This window comes from Escherichia sp. E4930 (assembly GCF_005845405.1).
Lineage (GTDB): Bacteria > Pseudomonadota > Gammaproteobacteria > Enterobacterales > Enterobacteriaceae > Escherichia.
In genome coordinates this window covers 104,822-129,884 of sequence record NZ_VCDZ01000016.1, presented here as the reverse complement: position 1 = coordinate 129,884, position 25,063 = coordinate 104,822, and the positions used below count along the sequence as shown (strand labels likewise).

Annotated in this window: 18 protein-coding genes and 2 pseudogenes; 6 read left to right on the top strand and 14 right to left on the bottom strand. The window is 51.0% G+C overall.

All coding sequences use genetic code 11. The features are described 5' to 3' along the window. The first annotated feature begins 98 nt into the window (after positions 1-98). On the top strand, positions 99-944 hold the full coding sequence (gene nhoA / locus FFT88_RS18040) for an N-hydroxyarylamine O-acetyltransferase (protein ID WP_135405920.1): 846 nt from the start codon (positions 99-101) through the stop codon (positions 942-944). Positions 945-1,052: 108 nt separating this feature from the next. On the opposite strand, the gene FFT88_RS18035 is transcribed toward nhoA, so the two are convergent. The 7 genes from FFT88_RS18035 to yddG form a co-directional block, all read right to left on the bottom strand. Next, positions 1,053-1,946 (bottom strand): PhzF family isomerase, encoded by an 894-nt coding sequence (locus FFT88_RS18035; protein WP_135405919.1) that lies wholly within the window; start codon positions 1,944-1,946, stop codon positions 1,053-1,055. Positions 1,947-2,025: 79 nt separating this feature from the next. Further along, the gene (gene narI / locus FFT88_RS18030) at positions 2,026-2,706 is read right to left on the bottom strand and encodes a respiratory nitrate reductase subunit gamma (RefSeq protein WP_130210515.1); all 681 of its coding nucleotides are present in this window, start codon (positions 2,704-2,706) and stop codon (positions 2,026-2,028) included. Beyond that, a complete protein-coding gene (gene narW, locus FFT88_RS18025; protein ID WP_130217580.1) occupies positions 2,703-3,398 on the bottom strand; it encodes a nitrate reductase molybdenum cofactor assembly chaperone in 696 nt (231 codons plus the stop codon). The genes narI and narW overlap by 4 nt, the downstream gene beginning before the upstream one ends. Next, the gene (gene narH, locus FFT88_RS18020) at positions 3,398-4,942 is read right to left on the bottom strand and encodes a nitrate reductase subunit beta (protein ID WP_135405918.1); all 1,545 of its coding nucleotides are present in this window, start codon (positions 4,940-4,942) and stop codon (positions 3,398-3,400) included. The genes narW and narH overlap by 1 nt, the downstream gene beginning before the upstream one ends. Then, positions 4,939-8,679 carry a nitrate reductase Z subunit alpha gene (narZ, locus tag FFT88_RS18015; RefSeq protein WP_135405917.1) on the bottom strand — a complete coding sequence of 1,247 codons (3,741 nt, stop codon included), beginning with the start codon at positions 8,677-8,679 and terminating at the stop codon, positions 4,939-4,941. Before narZ ends, narH begins: the two co-directional genes overlap by 4 nt. An 81-nt stretch (positions 8,680-8,760) precedes the next feature. Then, complete coding sequence (narU, locus tag FFT88_RS18010; protein WP_130210509.1) at positions 8,761-10,149, bottom strand: nitrate/nitrite transporter NarU; 1,389 nt, start codon at positions 10,147-10,149, stop codon at positions 8,761-8,763. 278 nt (positions 10,150-10,427) lie between these two features. Then, on the bottom strand, positions 10,428-11,309 hold the full coding sequence (gene yddG, locus FFT88_RS18005) for an aromatic amino acid efflux DMT transporter YddG (RefSeq protein WP_135405916.1): 882 nt from the start codon (positions 11,307-11,309) through the stop codon (positions 10,428-10,430). A 231-nt stretch (positions 11,310-11,540) separates the two neighbouring features. Between yddG and fdnG the strand changes: the two genes are divergently transcribed. From fdnG to fdnI, 3 genes are read left to right on the top strand one after another with little or no spacing between them, the layout of a single operon-like run. Continuing rightward, on the top strand, positions 11,541-14,588 hold the full coding sequence (fdnG, locus tag FFT88_RS18000) for a formate dehydrogenase-N subunit alpha (protein WP_103253616.1): 3,048 nt from the start codon (positions 11,541-11,543) through the stop codon (positions 14,586-14,588). A gap of 12 nt (positions 14,589-14,600) precedes the next feature. Continuing rightward, entirely contained in the window at positions 14,601-15,485 is an 885-nt protein-coding gene (fdnH, locus tag FFT88_RS17995) for a formate dehydrogenase N subunit beta (RefSeq protein ID WP_001240581.1), read from the top strand. Beyond that, positions 15,478-16,131, top strand: a complete 654-nt coding sequence (fdnI, locus tag FFT88_RS17990) for a formate dehydrogenase-N subunit gamma (RefSeq protein ID WP_000045648.1) — start codon at positions 15,478-15,480, stop codon at positions 16,129-16,131. Before fdnH ends, fdnI begins: the two co-directional genes overlap by 8 nt. Positions 16,132-16,359: 228 nt before the next feature. On the opposite strand, the gene FFT88_RS17985 is transcribed toward fdnI, so the two are convergent. The 6 genes and pseudogenes from FFT88_RS17985 to bdm form a co-directional block, all read right to left on the bottom strand. Then, positions 16,360-16,644 carry a HigA family addiction module antitoxin gene (locus tag FFT88_RS17985; RefSeq protein WP_000781370.1) on the bottom strand — a complete coding sequence of 95 codons (285 nt, stop codon included), beginning with the start codon at positions 16,642-16,644 and terminating at the stop codon, positions 16,360-16,362. After that, the gene (locus FFT88_RS17980; protein WP_135405915.1) at positions 16,644-16,922 is read right to left on the bottom strand and encodes a type II toxin-antitoxin system RelE/ParE family toxin; all 279 of its coding nucleotides are present in this window, start codon (positions 16,920-16,922) and stop codon (positions 16,644-16,646) included. The genes FFT88_RS17985 and FFT88_RS17980 overlap by 1 nt, the downstream gene beginning before the upstream one ends. A gap of 185 nt (positions 16,923-17,107) precedes the next feature. Continuing rightward, positions 17,108-18,118 carry an alcohol dehydrogenase AdhP gene (gene adhP / locus FFT88_RS17975; protein ID WP_135405914.1) on the bottom strand — a complete coding sequence of 337 codons (1,011 nt, stop codon included), beginning with the start codon at positions 18,116-18,118 and terminating at the stop codon, positions 17,108-17,110. 133 nt (positions 18,119-18,251) lie between these two features. Next, positions 18,252-19,948 (bottom strand): annotated as a pseudogene (gene maeA / locus FFT88_RS17970) (malate dehydrogenase). Between the two features lie 156 nt (positions 19,949-20,104). Next, the gene (gene sra / locus FFT88_RS17965; protein WP_000841557.1) at positions 20,105-20,242 is read right to left on the bottom strand and encodes a stationary-phase-induced ribosome-associated protein; all 138 of its coding nucleotides are present in this window, start codon (positions 20,240-20,242) and stop codon (positions 20,105-20,107) included. A 101-nt stretch (positions 20,243-20,343) separates the two neighbouring features. Next, positions 20,344-20,559, bottom strand: a complete 216-nt coding sequence (gene bdm, locus FFT88_RS17960) for a biofilm-dependent modulation protein (protein ID WP_130217566.1) — start codon at positions 20,557-20,559, stop codon at positions 20,344-20,346. Positions 20,560-20,903: 344 nt separating this feature from the next. On the opposite strand from bdm, the gene osmC reads away from it, so the two are divergent. After that, positions 20,904-21,335 carry a peroxiredoxin OsmC gene (gene osmC / locus FFT88_RS17955; protein ID WP_000152304.1) on the top strand — a complete coding sequence of 144 codons (432 nt, stop codon included), beginning with the start codon at positions 20,904-20,906 and terminating at the stop codon, positions 21,333-21,335. A 310-nt stretch (positions 21,336-21,645) separates the two neighbouring features. Continuing rightward, the gene (locus FFT88_RS17950; protein ID WP_135405913.1) at positions 21,646-22,569 is read left to right on the top strand and encodes an omptin family outer membrane protease; all 924 of its coding nucleotides are present in this window, start codon (positions 21,646-21,648) and stop codon (positions 22,567-22,569) included. 67 nt (positions 22,570-22,636) lie between these two features. Here the strand turns inward: FFT88_RS17950 and dosP are convergent. Beyond that, positions 22,637-25,043: pseudogene (gene dosP, locus FFT88_RS17945) on the bottom strand (oxygen-sensing cyclic-di-GMP phosphodiesterase DosP). Between the last annotated feature and the right edge of the window lie 20 nt (positions 25,044-25,063).

The window sequence follows — 25,063 nt, the reverse complement described above, 5'->3', positions numbered from 1 at the left end:
GATTTGCGAACGTGATGCATGTCCGCGATCGCACAAAATAGCCTGTGCGGCGTCTATTCCAGGTTATAAGTTGATAAAACCACTAACGGAAACGCCTGATGACGCCCATTCTGAATCATTATTTTGCCCGCATTAACTGGTCGGGAGCTGCTGCGGTCAATATCGATACGCTTCGTGCATTACACCTGAAACACAATTGCACCATTCCATTTGAAAATCTTGATGTACTGCTGCCGAGGGAAATGCAGCTTGATGATCAATCTCTGGAAGAGAAATTGGTGTTCGCCCGGCGTGGCGGTTATTGCTTTGAACAGAATGGCGTGTTTGAGCGGGTATTACGCGAGCTGGGTTTTCATGTACGTAGTCTGTTAGGGCGCGTAGTGTTATCTAATCCACCATCCTTACCGCCGCGCACGCACCGTCTGTTGTTAGTAGAACTGGAAGGTGAACAATGGATTGCCGACGTTGGTTTTGGTGGTCAGACGCTGACCGCGCCAATCCGTTTAGTGCCGGATATCGCGCAAACAACGCCACATGGCGAATATCGGCTGTTACAGGAAGGGGACGACTGGGTTTTGCAGTTTAATCATCATCAGCACTGGCAGTCGATGTACCGTTTTGATCTCTGCGAGCAGCAACAAAGCGATTATGTGATGGGTAATTTCTGGTCGGCGCACTGGCCACAATCGCATTTTCGCCATCATTTGTTAATGTGCCGCCATTTGCCGGACGGTGGCAAGCTGACACTGACCAATTTTCATTTCACCCATTATGAAAATGGTCACGTAGCAGAGCAGCAGAATTTGCCAGATGCGGCGTCGTTGTATGCCGTGATGCAGGAGCAGTTTGGACTGGGTGTGGATGATGCGAAACATGGGTTTACTGTGGATGAGCTGGCGCAGGTGATGGCAGCGTTTGATACGCATCCGGAGGCGGGGAAATAGTTTGTGCCAGAGTGCCGGATGCGGCGTAAACGCCTTATCCGGCGGTTGTAGGCCTGATAAGCGAAGCGCATCAGGCAATTTGTTTTTCTGCCATCTATTGCAACGCTTTCAGAGTTCAATTGCCCATTCAGCATGGAAAAGAATCACCGCCGTGCCAGAAATGGTGACACTCTCCGGCTGGTTATCACGAATTGTCACCGTTACATCAATCACTCCATCACGACCCAATGCGCGCCCCTGATGGCCTTTAACACGCAACATGCTGCCATCGTGGGGCAATACGTTGTGATATACCAACCATGCACCCATCGGACCATTGGCATTGCCGGTCACCGGATCTTCCACAATACCAATCGCAGGCGAGAACATGCGACCATCAGTTTCATTTTTGCCTGGGCGGATCTGGAACGGGAAGAAACCATTGCAGCCAATCTGTTTACTGATAGCGGTCAGCGCAGCAAGGTCAGGCGAAAGGGCGTCGATATCCACTTCTGTTTTCAGCGGAATCATCACTTTTGAGTGTCCTGTTGTTGCGACCTGAATTGGCAAGCCTGGCAAAATATCGTCTTCAGTGAGATGAAGCGCGTTAATAATCGCCGCACGTGTCTCACCTTCCAGCGGTGGCTCAAAGCCAGGAGAACCTTGTTCCAGCGAAATACGATAATCATCGTTGTGCTTTTCGATAGTCACGCGGTGTTTTCCTGCCAGCGACGTTTGCCAGACGGTGCAATTTCCCAAACCTAATACCTTCGAACGTACATAATGTGCTGCCACGGTCGCGTGACCACAAATCGGCACTTCAACTGTTGGCGTAAAGTAGCGGATGTGCACATCGCTGTCGTCGCTGTGCAGCAGAAAAGCAGTTTCCGAATGCCCTAATTCGCGGGCGATAAGTTGCATTTGCGCTTCGCTAAGATTATCGGCAGGGAAAACAACACCGGCAGAATTGCCGCGAAACGGTTGAGAGGTAAAAGCATCGACGTGGTAAACCTGCGGTTTCATTAACGTTCTCCTGTGGCTGGAGAACTATCATAGCCTGCAACAGGCCGGAGAGCGAAGGGCTATCCGGCCAGGGTAATGATTATCGCCGCGAACGCACAATCTGATACCGACGAGTAAAGTACTCAAACGGCGCGCTCCAGACATGCACCAGTCGGGTGAACGGGAAGAGCAGGAAGATAGTCATTCCCAATACCAGATGAACGCGAAAGATATAAGCTACGCCATCAAGATGCGTCGATGCACCGCCCTGGAAAGTGACGATGCTTTGTGCCCATCCCACCAGCTTCATCATTTCACTGCCGTCCGGATGTTGTGCTGAAAAGGGAATGGTGGTTAACCCAAGAATGCACTGAATTAACAAGATGGCGAGGATCAGGATATCCGCACCAGAAGACGTCGCCCTGATACGCGGATTTGTTAAACGACGCACCAGCAGCCCCGCACCGCCAATCAACGTCAATACACCGCAAATACCACCGAGCACCATCGCCATCTGCTGTTTTACCGCCACCGGCAGAAACCACGCGTACATCCAGTGCGGCGTTAACATGCCAAACAGATGACCGAAGAAGATCCCCAGAATGCCGATATGGAACAAGTTCGACCACAGCACCATCCCACGTTTATCCAGCATCTGGCTGGAGGCGGCGCGCCAGCTATACTGCCCGTAATCGTAGCGCAACCAGCTTCCGAGGATAAAAACCGTGCCACACAAGTACGGGTAGATATCGTAAAAAAAGACGTTCAGATACTGAATCATTTCCCACCTCCCGCACTGATGTCGACATACTGCGGTGCGACATCCTGGCTAAAGCGTCGCTGATATTGATTAAGCGGCGAGCTGTCACACGCCGTGGCGTTATCTTCAATAAACTTCACCTGTTCCTCTTCCCACACCGCATCCAGCGCCTGACGGGTGTCATCGCGCTCTTCGCTGCGAATTTGTTTAGTGACACTGTCACTTGAAAGTGTACTTCCCGCCAGATGCAGTAGGGCGTCAAACAACGAATACCACGGTGCCTCGCGTTGTTTTAAACGTCCGCCAAGCAGGGCGAGGATCGGCGCAACGTTGAGTAACCCTTCTTTCGCCTGAACGTCCGGCAGTACGCTTAAATACTCCAGATACAGCGGCAGATAATCAGGCAGTTCCCGACAATCCAGTTGCAGACCGACCTTTTCATACTCCGCCAGCAGGTTCACCATTGCCTGGCCTCGATCACGGGACTCGGCATGAACGTGTTCGAACAGCAGTAGCGATGTGGTACGTCCACGGTCAAACACTTCGCACCATTCGGCCTGTTTATCCAGCAGCGGCGCGTCAAGCAGGTTACGGGTGAAATCCGTAAGCATCGGCGCGTCGCGGCGGATCAACGCCAGCGCGTCCTCCTTGCATTCCCATAACAGCTCGTCCGGATACTCCATCAACAGACCGATCACTTTGAGGATCTGCATTATTCGCCCTCCGCTTTATTGCGTACTTCGGTAATGTCGATGGCATCAATCCGGTTACTATTGAACAGGTTGAATTTGCTGTCCGAGCCGTGGCAACCGTCGCCAAAAGTAAAGCCGCAGCCGTTGCGTTCTGCGAAGGCGTCGCCCGCCATTTCACGATGACTGGTCGGAATGACAAAACGATCTTCATAGTTGGCGATAGCGAGATAGCGATACATATCTTCGACCTGAGCGACGCTCAAACCCACTTCGTCGATGGCACGGGTATCCGTTACGCCTTCCACGGTTTGTGAGCGCATATAGTGGCGCATCGCCATCATCCTTTTTAGCGCCCGCAGTACCGGGCCGGTATCGCCGGCACTCAACATATTGGCGAGGTATTGCACTGGAATACGAAGGCTTTCGATGGCGGGCAGCACGCCTTCGCTTTTCGGCAGTCCGCCCGCGTCGGCGTAAGACTGAATTGGCGACAACGGCGGCACGTACCAGACCATCGGCAGGGTGCGATATTCAGGGTGCAGCGGTAGCGCCAGTTTCCAGTCCATCGCCATTTTGTAGACTGGCGAACGCTGGGCAGCTTCAATCACATTTTGCGGGATACCTTGTTTCAGGGCTTCCTCGATCACTGAGGGATCGTGCGGATCGAGGAATACTTCGCACTGGCGCTCATAGAGATCAACTTCACGCTCGGTGCTCGCCGCTTCCTCAATGCGGTCGGCGTCGTAAAGCAGCACGCCAAGATACCGGATGCGACCCACGCAGGTTTCTGAACACACGGTGGGTTGGCCTGACTCAATTCGCGGATAACAGAAGATACATTTTTCTGACTTGCCGCTTTTCCAGTTGAAGTAGATTTTTTTGTACGGACAACCGCTAATGCACAAACGCCAGCCACGGCATTTATCCTGATCGATCAGCACAATGCCATCTTCTTCGCGTTTGTAGATAGCGCCGCTGGGGCAGGTCGCCACGCAGCTGGGATTGAGGCAGTGTTCGCACAGGCGCGGTAGATACATCATGAAGGTGTTTTCAAACTGCCCGTACATCTCCTTTTGCATGGCCTCGAAGTTGCGGTCGCGGGCGCGTTTTTCAAACTCGCCGCCCAGCAGTTCTTCCCAGTTTGGCCCCCAGATCACTTTGTCCATCCGTTTGCCGTCAATCAGTGAACGCGGGCGAGCAGTAGGAATATGTTTACCTTCCGGCGCGCTATGCAAATGTTCGTAGTCGAAGGTGAAAGGTTCGTAGTAATCGTCAATCTGCGGGACGACCGGGTTGGCGAAAATTTTGGTAATCACGCCCATCTTGCTGCCCAGACGCGGACGGATCTTACCGTTGACATCGCGGACCCAGCCGCCTTGCCACTCTTCCTGATCTTCCCAGTTTTTCGGGTAACCAATGCCCGGTTTGGTTTCGACGTTGTTAAACCATGCGTACTCCATGCCCTCGCGTCCGGTCCAGACGTTTTTGCAGGTCACCGAACAGGTATGGCAGCCGATACATTTGTCGAGGTTAAGCACCATGCCGACTTGCGAACGTATTTTCATTTTTTCGCCTCCTGTACCTGATCGCGACCTTCATCATCCAGCCAGTTAACGTTCTTCATCTTGCGGATCATGATGAACTCGTCGCGGTTCGAGCCGACGGTGCCGTAGTAGTTGAAGCCCCAGGCCAGCTGCGCGTAACCGCCAATCATATGCGTCGGTTTCGGGCAAACGCGGGTGACCGAGTTATGAATGCCGCCGCGCATGCCGGTTACTTCCGAGCCGGGGATATTCATAATGCGTTCCTGGGCGTGATACATCATAGTCATACCCGGCGGTACACGTTGGCTGACCACCGCGCGGGCAGTCAGCGCGCCGTTGGCGTTAAACACTTCCACCCAGTCGTTATCGACAATGGTCAGTTCACGGGCATCGGTTTCGCTGATCCAGACAATCGGCCCGCCGCGAGAAAGCGTCAGCATCAGTAGGTTTTCACTGTAGGTGGAGTGAATGCCCCATTTCTGGTGCGGCGTCAGGAAGTTAAGTGCTTTTTCCGGGAAGCCGTTTGGCGGGATCTGGCGCATTTCACTGACGCTGCGGGTATCGATAGGCGGGCGATAAGCCACCAGACTTTCACCGAAGGCACGCATCCACGGATGATCCTGATACAGCTGCTGACGGCCCGACAGCGTGCGCCACGGAATTAACTCATGAACGTTGGTGTATCCGGCGTTGTAGGAGACGTGATCGCTTTCCAGACCGGACCAGGTGGGGCTGGAGATAATTTTACGCGGCTGCGCCTGAATATCGCGAAAGCGAATCTTCTCGTCCTCTTTGTGCAGCGCCAGATGGGTATGTTCGCGTCCGGTGATTTCGCCCAGCGCCTGCCACGCTTTGACCGCCACATGGCCGTTGGTTTCCGGTGCCAGCGCCAGAATCACTTCTGACGCATCAATGGCGGTGTCAATCAGCGGACGCCCCTGTGCCGGGCCATCACGCTTGGTGTAATTGAGTTTACCGAGGAAATCGATTTCATCCTGGGTATTCCACGAAATCCCTTTACCGCCGTTGCCAAGTTTATCCATCAGTGGCCCGAGCGAGGTAAAGCGTTCATAGGTAGCAGGGTAGTCGCGTTCCACCGCCACAATATTCGGCGCGGTTTTACCCGGAATCAGATCGCATTCGCCTTTGCGCCAGTCGAGCACTTCACACGGCTGGGAGAGCTCTGCCGGAGAGTCGTGTAACAACGGTTGCAGCACAACATCCGTTTCTTTGCCGAGATGTCCCACGCACACTTGCGAAAAGGCTTTGGCGATACCTTTGTAGATTTCCCAGTCGCTGCGTGATTCCCATGCCGGATCGACCGCCGCAGAAAGTGGATGAATAAACGGATGCATATCCGAGGTATTCATATCGTCTTTTTCGTACCAGGTGGCGGTAGGCAGAACAATATCGGAGAAAAGACAGGTGCTGGACATACGGAAGTCGAGCGTCACCAGCAGGTCGAGCTTGCCTTCAATCGCTGCAGTTTGCCACTCAACTTCTTCCGGTTGGATTCCCTCCGTCGGTCCAAGTTCTTCCCCCTGAATGCCACTTTCCGTACCCAGCAGATACTTCTGCATATACTCGTGGCCCTTGCCGGACGAGCCAAGCAGGTTAGAACGCCAGACAAACAGGTTACGCGGATGGTTGCTGCCGTTGTCCGGCTGTTCGCAGGCCATGCGTAACTCGCCTGACTTCAGTGCCTGGGCGGTAAATTCGGCGGGTGATAATCCGGCCTTGTCGGCTTCGGCTTTCAGGGATAGCGGGTTACGCCCCAGCTGCGGCGCAGAAGGGAGCCAGCCCATACGTTCGGCGCGAACGTTGAAATCAATCAGATGACCGCTGTATTTACTGGCGTCGGCGAGCGGTGAGAGCAATTCCTGCGCGGTGACTTTTTCATAGCGCCACTGGCTGGAGTGATTGTAGAAAAACGAGGTGCTGTTCATCTGGCGCGGTGGACGGTTCCAGTCGAGCGCAAAGGCCAGCGGCAACCAGCCGGTTTGTGGGCGCAGTTTTTCCTGACCGACATAGTGCGCCCAGCCGCCGCCGCTTTGCCCGACACAACCGCAGAAGATCAGCATATTGATCATCCCACGGTAGTTCATATCCATGTGATACCAGTGGTTGACGCCTGCACCGAGGATAATCATCGAGCGCCCATGCGTTTTATGGGCGGTATCGGCAAATTCGCGGGCGATGGTTTCAATATACTGGCGCGGTACGCCGGTAATTTGCTCACCCCAGGCTGGGGTGTACGGTTTGATTTCAGCGTAATCTTTCGCGCTGCTTTCATCTTCCAGCCCGCGATCGAGGCCGTAATTCGCCAGTACCAAATCATAAACGCTGACCACCGGACAGACACTGCCATCGGCGAGCGTCAGATTTTTCACCGGCAGCTGGCGCACCAGGACAGGATCGTGTTTTACGCTGCGAAAGTGCGGATTTTCAATGCCGCCAAAGTAGGGGAAGGCCACGCCTGCAACGGTGTCGTGTTGACCGAGCAGGGTTAACGACAATTCGGTTTCCGTACCGGCGGCAATGGATTCCAGATTCCATTTGCCTTTTTCTCCCCAGCGGAAACCAATCGAACCGTTCGGCACCACCAGTTCACCTGCGGTATTAACCGCCACGGTTTTCCACTGCGGATTGTTGCTTTCGCCCAGTCCATTCACCAGGTCAGACGCGCGGATCATGCGCCCGGGAACGTAGCTGCCATCTTCACGTGGTTCCAGCATTACCAGCATCGGCATGTCGCTGTAGCGGCGGCAGTAGTTGATAAAGTAGTCGCTGGGATTATCGAGATGAAACTCTTTTAAAATCACATGGCCCATTGCCATCGCCAGCGCGCTATCAGTGCCTTGCTTTGGCGCCAGCCACTGGTCGCACAGTTTTGCTACTTCCGAGTAGTCAGGGGTAATGGCGATAGTTTTGGTGCCTTTGTAGCGCACTTCAGTAAAGAAGTGAGCGTCTGGCGTGCGCGTCTGCGGTACGTTAGATCCCCAGGCGATGATGTAGCTGGAGTTATACCAGTCTGCGGATTCCGGCACGTCGGTTTGCTCGCCCCAGGTCATTGGCGAGGCGGGAGGCAGGTCGCAATACCAGTCGTAGAAACTTAAACAGGTGCCGCCAAGCAGCGACAGATAACGTGTTCCGGCGGCGTAAGAAACCATCGACATTGCCGGAATCGGTGAGAATCCGGCAACGCGATCCGGGCCATAGGTTTTGATGGTCCAGACGTTAGCAGCGGCAATCAGCTGGTTTAGTTCCTGCCAGTTGGAGCGGATAAAGCCGCCGCGCCCACGCACTTGTTTGTAGCTCAGGCACTTTTGCGGGTCATTCATAATCGATGCCCACGCCAGTACTGGATCGTTGTGCTGTTTAAGGGCTTCGCGCCAAAGTTCAATCAGTCGTTTACGAATTAGCGGGTATTTCAGGCGGTTAGCGCTGTAAAGATACCAGGAGTAACTTGCGCCACGCGGGCAGCCGCGGGGTTCATGATTGGGCAGGTCAGGGCGAGTGCGCGGGTAGTCGGTCTGTTGGATTTCCCAGGTCACCAGGCCATTTTTAACGTAGATTTTCCAGCTACAGGAGCCAGTACAGTTAACGCCGTGGGTGGAACGCACGATTTTGTCGAATTGCCAACGCTGGCGATAGCTATCTTCCCAGTCGCGGTTGTTATGCATCACCTGTCCGTGACCATCGGCAAAGGTTTCGCCCTTTTGTTTGAAGTAGCGAAAGCGATCCAAAAGTTTACTCATGACATGACTCCTGCTCCAGGAATGATTTGGGATCTGATGCCTTGTCGGATGCGACACGGTTGTACATCAGGCATCGATCTCTTATTTTTGGCTGAACTTCCGCCGACCATAAACCAGCCAGGTCAGCAGCACACAGATGATGTAAAAGATTAAAAACACTTTCATTGCGCCCACTGGCGAGCCGGTCATATTGAGCGACATGCCAAATGCTTGTGGAATAAAGAAGCCGCCCACCGCGCCGATGGCCGAAATAAAGCCCAGCGCCGCCGCCGTTTCAGTGATTGCTTCTCGCTGGGCCTGTTCATCGCTGCCGCCTTTCATCTTGACGCGATAAACCGTTATCTGGCGAAAGATGACAGCGATCATCTGGAAAGTAGAACCACTTCCCAAACCCGCGGTAAGGAATAACCCCATAAACACAGCGTAAAATGCGATGAAATTGCCGGAACCCGTGCCAGGTAGGGTAAGGAACAGCAGGGCGCTGAAAATCGCCATAAAAATGAAGTTGATCAACGTCACCCGAACGCCGCCAAATTTATCGGAAATAGCACCACCCACCGACCGCGCGATGGCACCGATAAATGGGCCAAAGAACGCCAGGCGCAGAATATTCACATCCGGGAACTGTGTTTTTGCCAACATGGCAAATCCGGCGGAAAAACCGATAAACGAGCCAAAGGTAGCGAGATAGAGCAGACTCAGTAGCCACAGATGCAACCGTTGCAAAACGGGCAACTGGTCAGCAATTGACGCACGTGAACTGGCAATATCATTCATCCCTGACCAGGCGGCGATAGTGGCAATCGCCAGTAGCGGTACCCAAATCCATGCGGCATTCGCCAGCGACATCACAGAACCATCGGCCTGCGGTACGCCATTGACGCCAAGAAAAGCAAATACAGGTACAAAAATCACCAGCGGCGCAACCAATTGCATCACGCTGACGCCTAAATTCCCCAACCCGCCATTAATCCCTAATGCACTGCCTTGTTTGGCTTTCGGGAAGAAAAAACTGATATTTCCCATACTCGAAGCAAAGTTCGCGCCAGCAAAACCACAGAGCAAAGCAATAACAATAAATATCCCAAAAGGAGTATTCGGATTTTGCACAGCAATACCGAGCCAGACGCAAGGAATAATCAGAATCGCGGTACTAAAAACTGTCCAACGGCGTCCACCGAATATAGGCACCATAAAGGAGTAGGGAACACGCAATAATGCGCCGGAAACGGAAGGTAAGGCGGTTAATAAAAAAAGCTGATCGGTAGTGAAATTAAAGCCGATTTTATTGAGATTAACGGCAACTGCGCTAAATAACATCCAGACACAGAAGGCAAGGAGTAAACAACTTACTGATATCCAGAGGTTTCTTCTGGCAATGTGTTTTCCTTTATTTTCCCAGAAGGCCGGATTTTCTGGCTTCCAGTCGCGCAAAAGGTAACGATTATTTTTCTCATTTTGTAGTGCCATATTCTTCCTCACATGCACACATTGTTAATGAAAAAAAGACAAGGCAGGACATTGGACGCAATGGTCCGTTATTAGAATTAAGAGTAAATGGAGTGAAGTGCTGATTGAAAGAATAGATAACAAAGCGAAACTGCGGGGGGAGAAAGCTGATTATCTGAATGGATATGTGTTACTGAATGTAACAACGATGCATCATATTTGTTACTGGTTCTTAGACTAACATACGGCAAACGTATTTGTTGCCGTATGAATCGTGGCTTTATTGTCGTAGCCTTTGCTTATCGTTGACGCGTTGCCAGCCAGCAGAGCAGGGAACCGCCGCAGACCATCAATGCGCCTTGCCAGAAAGAGAACGATAGCGGAGCACTGAGCAGCACGGCTGCAAGCGCTGAGGAAAGTACGGGCGTAAAATACGAACCTACCGCCATAATGGTGACGTTGCCATGTAAAATGCCGACGTTCCACGCCGCGTAAGCAAATCCTAAGGTAAATGCCGCTGAGATAAGTTTTATAATGACGGGCGTGTTAAATACCATCTCCGGTTGCGGCGTTAAAAAATAGTAAACCCACAAACTTGCTCCTGTCAGCAGGACGAATACGGTAATACCGTTAAATCCACGGGCATATTTATTGGTGACGGTGCAATAAGCGGCCCAGATAAAAGCACCAATAAAAGCCAGGCAATAACTCAACGGGCTGGTGGTGATATTGTTGATAATTTCATCCGGCTTGAGGCCATTTTCACCCCCTAATACCCAGCAGACGCCACCAAGGGCTAATAATAATCCTGGTACAATCAGCCAGTTGGTTTTCTGGCCATTAAACAGAATGGCAAAAAGTATCGTCAGACTGGGCCATAAATAGTTCACCATGCCTACTTCAATTGCCTGATGACGGGTTGCTGCATACCCTAAGGAAAGTGCCAGACAGATTTCATAGCTGACGAATAAGAAACTCCCCGCAAGTAAATAACCTTTGGGGATCTGCCGAATGCGCGGGAATCCTACGGTGAATATTAACAGCAGCCCGCTTAATGAATAAATAGCTGCGGCGCCGCCGACCGGGCCGAGCCCCTCGCTGACACCGCGAATCAATCCTACCATCGTGCTCCACAGGACGATCGCTATTAGCCCTATGAGCGTTGCTTTTTGTCGTGTCATGCTCGCTGTTTAGTCTCTCTTGCCGTTAAAAATTAAGCTGAAATTTATAGCATTTTTTTAACCAGGCTGTCAGGCAGTGGTGTGTTTTTCTACCGCCATTGAGGTAGGTCAATTTGCGCAGGCGGATTATTTTGTGGCAAACACGTGTTCTTTTTGATTTCGCGCAAAAAGATTCAGAATTTTACTGTTAGTTTCCTCGCGCAGTAATACCCCTGAAAAAAGAGGAAAGCAATGGACGTCAGTCGCAGACAATTTTTTAAAATCTGCGCGGGCGGTATGGCTGGAACAACAGTAGCGGCATTGGGCTTTGCCCCGAAGCAAGCACTGGCTCAGGCGCGAAACTATAAATTATTACGCGCGAAAGAGATCCGTAACACCTGCACATACTGTTCCGTAGGTTGCGGGCTATTGATGTATAGCCTGGGTGATGGCGCGAAAAACGCCAGAGAAGCGATTTATCACATTGAAGGTGACCCGGATCATCCGGTAAGCCGTGGTGCGTTATGCCCGAAAGGGGCCGGTTTGCTGGATTACGTCAACAGCGAAAACCGTCTGCGCTACCCGGAATATCGTGCGCCAGGTTCTGACAAATGGCAGCGCATTAGCTGGGAAGAAGCATTCTCCCGTATTGCGAAGCTGATGAAAGCCGACCGTGACGCTAACTTTATTGAAAAGAACGAGCAGGGCGTAACGGTAAACCGTTGGCTTTCTACCGGTATGCTATGTGCTTCCGGTGCCAGCAACGAAACCGGGATGCTGACTCAAAAATTTGCCCGCTCCCTCGGGATGCTGGCGGTAGACAACCAGGCGCGCGTCTGACACGGACCAACGGTAGCAAGTCTTGCTCCAACATTTGGTCGCGGTGCGATGACCAACCACTGGGTGGATATCAAAAACGCTAACGTCGTAATGGTGATGGGCGGTAACGCTGCTGAAGCGCATCCCGTCGGATTCCGCTGGGCGATGGAAGCGAAAAACAACAACGATGCAACCTTGATCGTTGTCGATCCCCGTTTTACGCGTACCGCTTCTGTAGCGGATATTTACGCGCCTATTCGTTCCGGTACGGACATTACGTTCCTGTCTGGCGTTTTGCGCTACCTGATCGAAAACAACAAAATCAACGCCGAATACGTTAAGCATTACACCAACGCCAGCCTGCTGGTGCGTGATGATTTTGCTTTCGAAGACGGTCTGTTCAGCGGTTATGACGCTGAAAAACGTCAATACGATAAATCGTCCTGGAACTATCAGTTCGATGAAAACGGCTATGCGAAACGCGATGAAACACTGACTCATCCGCGCTGTGTGTGGAACCTGCTGAAAGCGCACGTTTCCCGCTACACGCCGGACGTCGTTGAAAACATCTGCGGTACGCCAAAAGCCGACTTCCTGAAAGTGTGTGAAGTGCTGGCCTCCACCAGCGCGCCGGATCGCACAACCACCTTCCTGTACGCGCTGGGCTGGACGCAGCACACTGTGGGTGCGCAGAACATCCGTACTATGGCGATGATCCAGTTGCTGCTCGGTAACATGGGTATGGCCGGTGGCGGCGTGAACGCACTGCGCGGTCACTCCAACATTCAGGGCCTGACCGACTTAGGCCTGCTCTCTACAAGCCTGCCAGGTTATCTGACGTTGCCGTCAGAAAAACAGGTTGATTTGCAGTCGTATCTGGAAGCGAACACGCCGAAAGCGACGCTGGCTGATCAGGTGAACTACTGGAGCAACTATCCGAAGTTCTTCGTTAGCCTGATGAAATCTTTCTACGGCGATGCCGCGCAGAAAGAGAATAACTGGGGCTACGACTGGCTGCCGAAGTGGGACCAGACCTACGACGTCATCAAGTATTTCAACATGATGGACGAAGGCAAAGTCACCGGTTATTTCTGCCAGGGCTTTAACCCGGTTGCGTCCTTCCCGGACAAAAACAAAGTGGTGAGCTGCCTGAGCAAGCTGAAGTACATGGTGGTTATCGATCCGCTGGTAACTGAAACCTCTACTTTCTGGCAGAACCACGGCGAGTCGAACGATGTCGATCCGGCGTCTATTCAGACTGAAGTATTCCGTCTGCCTTCGACCTGCTTTGCTGAAGAAGATGGTTCTATCGCTAACTCCGGTCGCTGGTTGCAGTGGCACTGGAAAGGTCAGGACGCGCCGGGTGAAGCGCGTAACGACGGCGAAATTCTGGCGGGTATCTACCATCATCTGCGCGAGCTGTACAAAGCCGAAGGTGGTAAAGGCGTAGAACCGCTGATGAAGATGAGCTGGAACTACAAGCAGCCGCACGAACCGCAGTCTGACGAAGTGGCAAAAGAGAACAACGGCTATGCGCTGGAAGATCTCTATGATGCCAATGGCGTGCTGATTGCGAAGAAAGGTCAGTTGCTGAGTAGCTTTGCGCATCTGCGAGATGACGGTACGACCGCGTCTTCTTGCTGGATCTACACCGGTAGCTGGACAGAGCAGGGCAACCAGATGGCCAACCGCGATAACTCCGACCCATCCGGTCTTGGGAATACGCTGGGATGGGCCTGGGCGTGGCCGCTCAACCGTCGCGTACTCTACAACCGTGCTTCGGCGGATATCAACGGTAAACCGTGGGATCCGAAACGGATGCTGATCCAGTGGAACGGCAGCAAGTGGACGGGTAACGATATTCCGGACTTCGGCAATGCCGCACCAGGTACGCCAACCGGGCCGTTTATCATGCAGCCGGAAGGGATGGGACGCCTGTTTGCCATCAACAAAATGGCGGAAGGTCCGTTCCCGGAACACTACGAGCCAATTGAAACGCCGCTGGGCACTAACCCGCTGCATCCGAACGTGGTATCTAACCCGGTTGTTCGTCTGTATGAACAAGACGCGCTGCGGATGGGTAAAAAAGAGCAGTTCCCGTATGTGGGTACGACCTATCGTCTGACTGAGCACTTCCATACCTGGACCAAGCACGCGTTGCTCAACGCAATCGCCCAGCCGGAACAGTTTGTGGAAATCAGCGAAACGCTGGCGGCGGCGAAAGGCATTGCCAATGGCGATCGTGTCACTGTCTCCAGCAAACGTGGCTTTATCCGCGCGGTGGCAGTGGTAACGCGTCGTCTGAAACCGCTGAATGTAAACGGTCAGCAGGTTGAAACGGTGGGTATTCCAATCCACTGGGGCTTTGAGGGTGTCGCGCGTAAAGGTTATATCGCTAACACTCTGACGCCGAATGTCGGTGATGCAAACTCGCAAACGCCGGAATATAAAGCGTTCTTAGTCAACATCGAGAAGGCGTAAGGGGGCGAACAGATGGCTATGGAAACGCAGGACATTATCAAAAGGTCCGCAACTAACTCCATCACGCCGCCTTCTCAGGTGCGTGATTACAAAGCAGAAGTCGCGAAACTTATCGACGTTTCCACCTGTATCGGCTGTAAAGCCTGTCAGGTGGCGTGTTCTGAGTGGAACGACATCCGTGATGAAGTGGGGCACTGCGTCGGGGTTTACGATAACCCCGCCGATCTGAGCGCCAAGTCATGGACGGTGATGCGCTTTAGCGAAACCGAACAGAACGGCAAGCTGGAGTGGCTGATCCGTAAAGACGGCTGTATGCACTGTGAAGATCCGGGCTGCCTGAAGGCGTGCCCGTCTGCTGGTGCGATCATTCAGTACGCTAACGGGATTGTCGATTTCCAGTCGGAAAACTGCATCGGCTGTGGTTACTGCATTGCCGGGTGTCCGTTTAATATTCCGCGCCTCAACAAAGAGGATAACCGGGTATATAAATGCACACTCTGCGTCGATCGCGTCAGCGTCGGCCAGGAACCGGCTTGTGTGAAAACCTGTCCGACCGGGGCTATCCACTTTGGCACCAAGAAGGAGATGCTGGAGCTGGCGGAACAGCGCGTGGCGAAACTGAAAGCGCGCGGTTACGAACATGCTGGCGTCTACAACCCGGAAGGGGTCGGTGGTACGCATGTCATGTACGTGCTGCATCACGCCGATCAGCCGGAGCTGTATCACGGTCTGCCGAAAGATCCGAAGATCGACACCTCGGTAAACCTGTGGAAAGGCGCGTTGAAACCGCTGGCAGCGGCTGGCTTTATCGCCACTTTTGCCGGGTTGATTTTCCACTACATCGGTATTGGCCCGAATAAGGAAGTGGACGATGACGAGGAGGAGCATCATGAGTAAGTCGAAAATGATTGTGCGCACCAAGTTTATTGATCGCGCCTGTCACTGGACCGTGGTGATTTGCTTCTTCCTGGTGGCGCTGTCCGGGATTTCGTTCTTCTTCCCGACGCTGCAATGGCTGACGCAAACCTTCGGTACGCCGCAGATGGGACGCATTTTGCACCCGTTCTTCGGCATTGCGATTTTCGTCGCGCTGATGTTTATGTTTGTGCGTTTTGTGCATCACAACATCCCGGATAAGAAAGATATTCCGTGGCTGTTGAACATTGTCGAAGTATTAAAAGGCAATGAGCACAAAGTGGCGGATGTTGGTAAGTACAACGCCGGGCAAAAGATGATGTTCTGGTCGATCATGAGCATGATTTTCGTGCTGTTGGTGACCGGGGTGATTATCTGGCGTCCGTACTTTGCGCAGTACTTCCCGATGCAGGTTGTCCGTTACAGTCTGCTGATCCACGCGGCTGCGGGTATCATCCTGATCCACGCCATCCTGATCCATATGTATATGGCGTTCTGGGTGAAAGGGTCGATTAAAGGGATGATCGAAGGGAAGGTGAGCCGTCGCTGGGCGAAGAAACACCATCCGCGCTGGTATCGTGAAATCGAGAAGGCAGAAGCGAAAAAAGAGAGTGAAGAAGGGATATAATCTCTTTTGAACTTTAAGCTGAAAATGGCGCTGTAAAAGGCGCCATTTTCATATTGTAGACAACGTAGGCTTTGTTCATGCCGGATGCGGCGTGAACGCCTTATCCGGTCTACAAACCGTTCAAATCTAATAGATTGCAGTGAACGTGTAGGCCTGATAAGCGTAGCGCATCGGGCAATGTTGCGTTTGTCATCAGTTTCAAATGGCGCTTTATAAGGTGCCATTTTTTTATTGCGTAACCAGACGGCGCAGTCGCGACACATCCACCGTTTTTTCCGCCTCTGCCAGACTCCAGGCGTTTTGCAGATTCAGCCACATTTGCGGCGAACTGCCGATCACCACGGAAAGTTTAATCGCCATTTCTGGCGTCAAAGCTGCTTTTCCGGTCAGCAATCGGCTTGCCGTTGAGGGCGCAATTTCCATTGCTCTGGCAAACTCGCGCAGGCTGACATTAAGTTCGTCCAGTGATTCCTGAATAATGTCCCCCGGGCGGGGATGATTGGCCATTTTCATCAGTGATAGTCCTCGTAATCCAGTATGTATGCATCGCCATTGACGAATTCAAATGTGATTCGCCAGTTGCCCGAGACAGATATCGCCCAAATTCCATCGCAATCGCCGCTTAACGGGTGTAGTCGGTAACCGGGCATATCGATATCAGCAAGACAGCTTGCTGCATCAATCACAGCGAGTCGGTGGCGTAATCGTTTGACTTGCGTCGGTATAACGCCGGAGGTTTTGCCGAGAAGAAACAAGTCACGCAATCCCTTGTGTCTGAAATTCATTATCATCTCTTCATCCTTGTTCCCTCGAAAGGAACACTATCACTATTGTTCCGTGCAGCGCAACAAATTTCGCTACGTTTTCGCGAATTGTGAGGGGAAAGATGGGGGAGGAAAAGAAGAAGAGTGAAATTGCGGAAAGCGTCTCGCAAAACAGGCTGCGACCCGAATATGGCAGTCGCAGCAAAGGCCTCTTAGCGACGGAAATCAATCACCATACGGCCACGGATTTTGCCTTCTTCCATCTCGGTAAAGATGGTGTTGATGTCCGCTAACGGACGCAGGGCGACTTTCGGCACCACTTTGCCTTCGGCGGCAAACTGAAAGGCTTCGGTTAGATCCTGGCGCGTGCCGACCAGCGAACCGACCACTTCAATACCATCCAGCACAAGGCGTGGGATATCCAGGCTCATAGACTCCGGCGGCAGACCGACAGCCACAACACGCCCACCTGCACGGACAGCATCAACTGCCGAGTTAAACGCAGCTTTAGCCACCGCTGTCACCACCGCGGCGTGAGCGCCACCGGTTTTTTCCTGCACAATTTTGGCGGCGTCTTCAGTGCGTGAGTTAATCGCTAAATCAGCGCCCATTTCGGTTGCCAGTTTTAACTGCTCATCATTGACATCAATGGCGATCACTTTGGCGTTAAAGACATTCTTCGCGTATTGCAGGGCGAGGTTACCCAGACCGCCAAGACCGTAGATAGCAATCCACTGTCCTGGACGAATTTTTGACAGTTTAACGGCTTTGTAGGTGGTGACGCCCGCGCAGGTAATACTGCTGGCGGCCGCCGAGTCCAGGCCATCTGGCACTTTTACCGCGTAATCCGCCACCACGATGCACTCTTCAGCCATCCCGCCATCAACGCTGTATCCGGCATTTTTTACCGAACGACAGAGAGTTTCGTTACCGCTGTTACAGTATTCGCAATGACCGCATCCTTCGTAGAACCACGCCACGCTGGCACGATCGCCTGGTTTTAATGAGGTGACACCGGGGCCAACTTCTGTCACCACACCAATACCTTCATGACCCAAAATCACACCGGTCTTATCACCAAAATCGCCATTCTTAACATGAAGATCGGTATGACATACACCACAACACTCCATTTTCAGCAGGGCTTCGCCATGTTTCAGTGAGCGCAGTGTTTTATCCGTAACGTCAACATGATGATCCTTCGTAACAACCGCAGCCTTCATAGTTCCTCCTTTTCGGATGATGTTCTGCATAGCAGGTGAGGCAAATGAGATTTATTCGCCACTACCCAGTATGGATGAGATCTGAAAAAGGGAGAGAAAAATTGCCCGGTAGCCTTCACTACCGGGCGCAGGCTTAGATGGAGGTACGGCGGTAGTCGCGGTATTCGGCTTGCCAGAAATTATCATCAATGGCCTGTTGCAAAGCTTCGGCAGACGTTTTCACCGCCACGCCTTGCTGCTGCGCCATTTTGCCAACCGCAAACGCAATTGCGCGGGAGACTTTCTGAATATCTTTCAGTTCCGGTAGTACCAGACCTTCGCCGTTCAGGACCAGCGGCGAATACTGAGCAAGCGTTTCACTTGCCGACATCAGCATCTCATCGGTGATACGTGACGCGCCGGAAGCAATAACGCCCAGCCCGATGCCCGGGAAAATAAAGGCGTTGTTACACTGGGCGATAGGGTAGATTTTATCTTTCCATACCACTGGGTTAAACGGACTGCCAGTGGCGACCAGCGCGTTACCTTCGGTCCAGGCGATAATGTCCTGCGGTGTGGCTTCCACGCGTGAGGTCGGGTTAGACAGCGGCATCACGATCGGACGCGGACAGTGTTTGTGCATCTCACGGATGATTTCTTCGGTGAAAAGCCCGGCCTGTCCGGAGACACCAATCAGAATATCCGGTTTGACATTGCGCACCACATCCAGCAGTGACAGCACATCGCTGTCGGTATCCCAGTCACTGAGGTTTTCGCGCTTCTGCACCAGTTTGGTCTGGAAAGGCAGCAAGTTCGGCATCTTGTCGGTCAGCAGGCCAAAGCGATCGACCATAAAGACTTTCTGCCGCGCCGCTTCCTCGCTTAATCCTTCGCGCTGGGTCTGGGCGATGATCATTTCGGCAATGCCGCATCCTGCGGAACCTGCGCCAAGGAAGACGATTTTTTTCTCGCTTAACTGACCGCCTGCCGCGCGACTTGCTGCGATCAGTGTGCCTACCGTTACCGCCGCGGTTCCCTGAATATCATCATTAAAGGAACAAATTTCATTGCGATAGCGGTTAAGCAGTGGCATCGCATTTTTTTGCGCGAAGTCTTCAAACTGTAACAGCACGTCCGGCCAGCGTTGTTTCACTGCCTGGATAAACTCGTCAACAAATTCATAGTATTCGTCGTCTGTAATACGCGGGTTACGCCAGCCCATATACAGCGGATCGTTAAGCAGTTGCTGGTTGTTAGTCCCAACGTCCAACACCACCGGGAGCGTATACGCCGGGCTGATACCGCCACAGGCGGTATAGAGCGACAGTTTACCGATCGGAATGCCCATCCCGCCAATACCCTGGTCGCCGAGGCCCAGAATACGTTCGCCATCGGTCACCACAATCACTTTGATATTATGGTTCGGCACGTTTTGCAGAATATCGTCCATATTGTGGCGGTTCTGGTAAGAGATAAACACGCCGCGCGAACGGCGGTAGATCTCAGAAAAACGCTCACAGCTGCGCCGACGGTTGGGGTATAAATAACAGGCATCATCTCATCAAGATGATTGTTTACCAGACGGTAGAAGAGGGTTTCGTTGGTGTCCTGGATATTACGCAGGTAGATGTGCTTGTCGATTTCGGTTTTGAATCCCTGATACTGGATCCACGCACGTTCCGCTTGTTCTTCGATGGTTTCGACCACTTCCGGCAGTAACCCCAGCAGGTTGAAGTTACGGCGTTCTTCCATGCTGAAGGCGCTGCCTTTATTCAACAACGGAAATTCCAGCAGTACAGGGCCAGCGTAAGGAATATAAAGCGAACGCTGTTTTTTTGTTTTTGGTTCCATGTCACTCACTCTTTTTTGAATATCCATCCCTGGGGTGCTTTTATCTTCTTTGCTTTACCGCCAGGGCGTCGGCCCCAAGTATAAAGCAGATAAAAACAAAAACACCATTGCGCAGGCAATGGTGTTTAATCGTCATTGAGGACTGATGGTTATGAATTACTTTTCAGCGGGGCGTTTTCTGCCGGTTGGGGTATTTACCACGCTGGATTTGTCACCTTCGGTAACTATTTTGCGCTGGTTAGAAATTTTATGATCCAGTCCAAGAATATGACGTGCCTGACGGTTCGATTTCATTTGTACTCCTCAATCCTGTAGCTAGTTTTAAGGACAACATCGCCGTAGCGAAGAAACACGTGCTAAACCCCTAAATTAGGTTGCCGATCAAGCATAGCAGCTTAAAGCGTAGGGTGCTGGCCGCTGATCACATAATTTATCGTTTGCTGGTAGATGTCACTGAGGATGTCGTTATCAGAGGCTTCGACCCATTTGGTCAGCTCCATGAGAATGTCATCTTCAGTGACAACACCGTGCTCTGCCCGAAGGCCTTGCTCAATGGCATTAACCAGAGCGGGTTCTGCTGTTGAATTTTTTGCCTGATAATAAGTAAACATAGTGATTCTCCGTGTCTGTGTATTTATGGTGTCTGCTACGGATTACAGATTTATAAAGCACATTCAGCATGACAAATATTTACCGCTTCGTTGTTAAGATTAGTCCTGGTTGATGATTTTTATATTTTAACCCCATGATATTGATAGTTATTATTATTGTGATGAGTTGATTGATATTGAGGCAATATCTCTTGAGTTATATATTTCCGGCTATCTATTGTGGGAATTTAATTTAAGTGCAGAAGTAATATTTTCGCCGGATTTTATTCGGAATATCCTGCTTATCCTCGTACTGTTTCTCACGTAGTCTATAATTTCCTTTTTAAGCCCACAGGAGAGCAACAATGACAATCCATAAGAAAGGTCAGGCACACTGGGAAGGCGATATCAAACGCGGGAAGGGAACAGTATCCACCGAGAGCGGCGTGCTGAACCAACAGCCGTATGGGTTTAACACGCGTTTTGAAGGCGAAAAAGGAACTAACCCTGAAGAACTGATTGGCGCAGCGCATGCCGCATGTTTCTCAATGGCGCTTTCATTAATGCTGGGGGAAGCGGGATTCACGCCAACATCGATTGATACCACCGCCGATGTGTCGCTGGATAAAGTGGATGCTGGTTTTGCGATTACTAAAATCGCACTGAAGAGCGAAGTTGCCGTGCCGGGTATTGATGCGTCCACTTTTGACGGCATCATCCAGAAAGCAAAAGCAGGATGCCCGGTTTCTCAGGTACTGAAAGCGGAAATTACGTTGGATTATCAGTTGAAAGCATAAGTACTCGCCGGATGATGTTGTCATCCGGCAAGCATTTACACAGATATTTTCTGCTTATCCCAATGAAACCTCGCATTTAAACTGCATCTTCATTTTTTTCGTTATTCCTGCCTGTTCTCGAACAATCATTATTGCATCAGGTTGTAAACTCCTGTTTCGTTAAGAATAACAGTAAAACTTTGTTTATTTATGTTCTCTGTTTGATGGTAAGAAATATTTATGGCATTGTAAGATTCAGTTGATTTAATTAACCTGAATTAATTAAATTTAATTAATGAGCTAATTAACATTGTTTAATAAGGATGAAACTATGTTGATGAAAAAGGTCTCTTTTGCCATTACTTTAATTTCCCTAAGTCAGTATGCAAGTGCGTCTTCAGAATTTAATTTCTTATCTGACAATGTTTTTGTTGATGCTTCTCTTTCATTTCTGAATGGTGAGTCAGGTGAGTTTGTTTATAGCAATGGTGGCAAACTTAGCCAACTGGACTGGAAAATCCAAAATACCCCCATTGCTAAAATGGGGGTAACCTGGGATGCAATCTCATGGCTGACGCTTAATGCTAAAGGCTGGACGACGATTGCGCCTGCCGGCACGCTGATGGATGATTATGACTGGCTGGAGCCGGGGCAGCACCACTGGAGCGATTGGTCACATCACCCGGCAACGCGGTTGAATTTTGCAAATCAGTTTGATCTCAATATGACAGGTTGGTTTTTAAAGGAGCAAAACTACCAACTTGGCGCCATGTTAGGCTATCAGGAGACGCGTTTCAGTTGGATCGCGAAAGGAGGTTACTATAGTTATGATAATGGCGCCGACACTGGAGACATTCCTCATAACGAAAGAGTTATTGGCTACCAACAAAAATTCAGTGCTCCCTATTTAGGTCTCTCTGGTAAATATATCTATCATGATTTTGATATCATTGCTCAATTTAAATATAGCGCCTGGGGAGAAGGGAAAGGTACGGATCAGCATTATTTGCGCAACATTACATTTAAAGATGAAGTATCCAACCAAAAATATTATTCAGGTCTTATTAATGTGGGATATAACATTAATTCACAGGCGCGTATTTTCACAGAAATGTCATGGAGTAGATTTTCTAATGATATTGGGAATACTATAATTTATCATAAAGAAAATGGCGAAAGTGTAAAAGAGAAAGATTCGCCAGGGATGCAAAACTATAATTATATTATTGGCGCGGGTATTCAGTATCGATTTTAATATAGCGTCGGGTGAATGGCTGAATGTGAATACATGAAATCTTGCCCGTCTGCACGGGCAAGATGTACTAAGCGTCGATTTGAAGCGGTAGCGCAGTAGACATCCAGACAGAGATCTCTTCGGCGGGCAAAGGACGTGAGAATAAATAGCCCTGAATAACGCGACAGTGGATCTTGCGTAGCATCTCAAATTGTTCTTTGGTTTCGACGCCTTCCGCCACGACGGTTAAATTGAGGCTTTGCCCAATGCTGGTAATGGCTTCAAGTAAGGCACGGATGCGTTTTTCGGTCAGACAACGATCGACAAAGCTTTTGTCGATTTTGATTTCCGTTACCGGAAGACTGACTAAACGGGATAAACCAGAAAATCCAGTGCCGAAATCATCGACAGATAAACCTACGCCCATATCACGCAGGATCTGAATGCGCTTAAAGATTTCGGTATCGTGTTCCATCATCATGCTTTCCGTGATTTCCACCGTCAGCTGGTGGCCGTCAATACCCCAGGCTTGCATTGCATCAGACACCTGATTGGGTAGCTGATTGCTACGAAAGTGCAGCGCAGACAAGTTAACGGAAAGCGCCGGGATATGAATATTCTGGCTACGCCATTCTGCTAGCTGGCGGCAGGCTTCAGCAATAACCCAGCGACCAATGTTTTCGATTTCGCCAATCTCTTCAGCAAGGGGGATAAATCGTGAAGGGGGAACATGACCATGCTGTGGGTCATACCAGCGAGCGAGGGCTTCGATACCATACAGTTCACCGGTTTCCGCAAAGATCTGCGGCTGATAAACCAGTTTTAGTTTGTTGTTGCTGATAGCTTCTTTCAGCGCCGCACCAAGAATCAGACGCTCTTTCACCATTTCGTTCATTACCGGGCTAAAGAATTGCCAGCCGTTACCGCCGTTTTTGCGAATAAAATCCATCGCATTGTGGGCAGTCGAAAGCAGGTAGTCCCGGTTTTTACCAACGTCGTAACTGATACCAATGCTTAAGGTTAGCGGGAATGGTTTATCGTCAATCATGACCGGTTTATTCACGACGTTGCGAAGTTCATCGGCTATTTGGGTAATGTTACTGACGTCGTTTTCCGGACTGATGAGGACAAACTGTGTACCTTCAATACGACAGAGATACTGGTCAGGTTTGATCTTTTCGCGAAAGCGATTGACCACTTCCAGCAATGCCTGATCGGCCCACGCATAGCCAAGGCTGTCGATGACATCCTGAATATGGTCAATGCCAATAAGATACACCACCGGAGAGACGGCATTTTCTACCAGGTCATCGAGATAATTGTGTAGGTTATTGCGGTTTGGCAAACCGGTCATCGGATCAAACTGAATGAGCTGCTCAATATGCTGGCGACTTTTTTCCTGTTCCAGCGCCAGGGCGGCCATATGCTGGCTGATATCCGCCACTCGTTCGATAAACGCACTGGTTACCGCCCCGGACGCTGTTTTGATTTTCAGAATCCCGGCAGGTGCGCCATCCCGCTGGCGAATGGTGACTGACCAGCTTTGCGCATTCTTTACTTCCGTCCCATGAGAGGACGACGCCCAATGCACCGGCATACCATTACGCAATGCATACAACGACACATGGGATTCATGAAGAATGGATTCAATATTCCGGCAGATGATTTCGCCCATTTCATGAAATGGCGGGCTGCTACACATCGCGGCGAGGATATTGCCTTCAAGCTCACGAATTTGTCGTTCTTCGGTGATATCGGAGAAGGTCATCACCAGGTTTTGCAGATTAGCCAGCACATCATAAACTGGGCTAATAGAGGCTTTAATCCAGATTTTTTCCCCCGTGCGCGTTAACAACAGAAATTCATCCTGATCACGCGCTGTTTTCCATAGCAGTTGCTGTAAGCGAATACGATTATCTGCTGGGTATTCAGGGATGTTAAGCAAAGTATCGGGCTGCATACCGCTGGCTTCGCTGATGCAGTAACCAAACATTTCAGTAAACGCGCGATTGCACTGCACGATATGGCGTTCCGGGTCCAGCACAATGACCGGGCGGTCGAGATGGTCAACGGCAATAATTAACTGCCGGGTCTGTTCTTTCTGTGCCATTTCTACGCTGGCATCACGTACCAGCGCCAGGTAATAAATTTTCCCTTCAGCAGTGACTTTGGATAGCGCGAAACGGGTCCAGATTTTACTGCCGTCTTTTTTCTCCAGCTGCAATTCCCGGCTCATACCTTCGACCCGCGCTTTACCGCCTTCGCGGTTATGGCGAATATATTCTGGATGCGCAGGGCGCAAATTATGGGGAATCAGCATATCAATGTTATTGCCTATCACCTCTTCGCGCTTATAGCCCCAGAGCTTCTCCGCCGCAGGATTAAAAAACATCACTTCGTCATTTTCGTTAATTAACACCGCGCCCATCATATTTTGCTCAAGGGCGGGAAAAAAAAATGCCGTCGGCGGCATTTTCTGCATCGGTTAGCTTCATGATTACCTCTGCATCCGGGA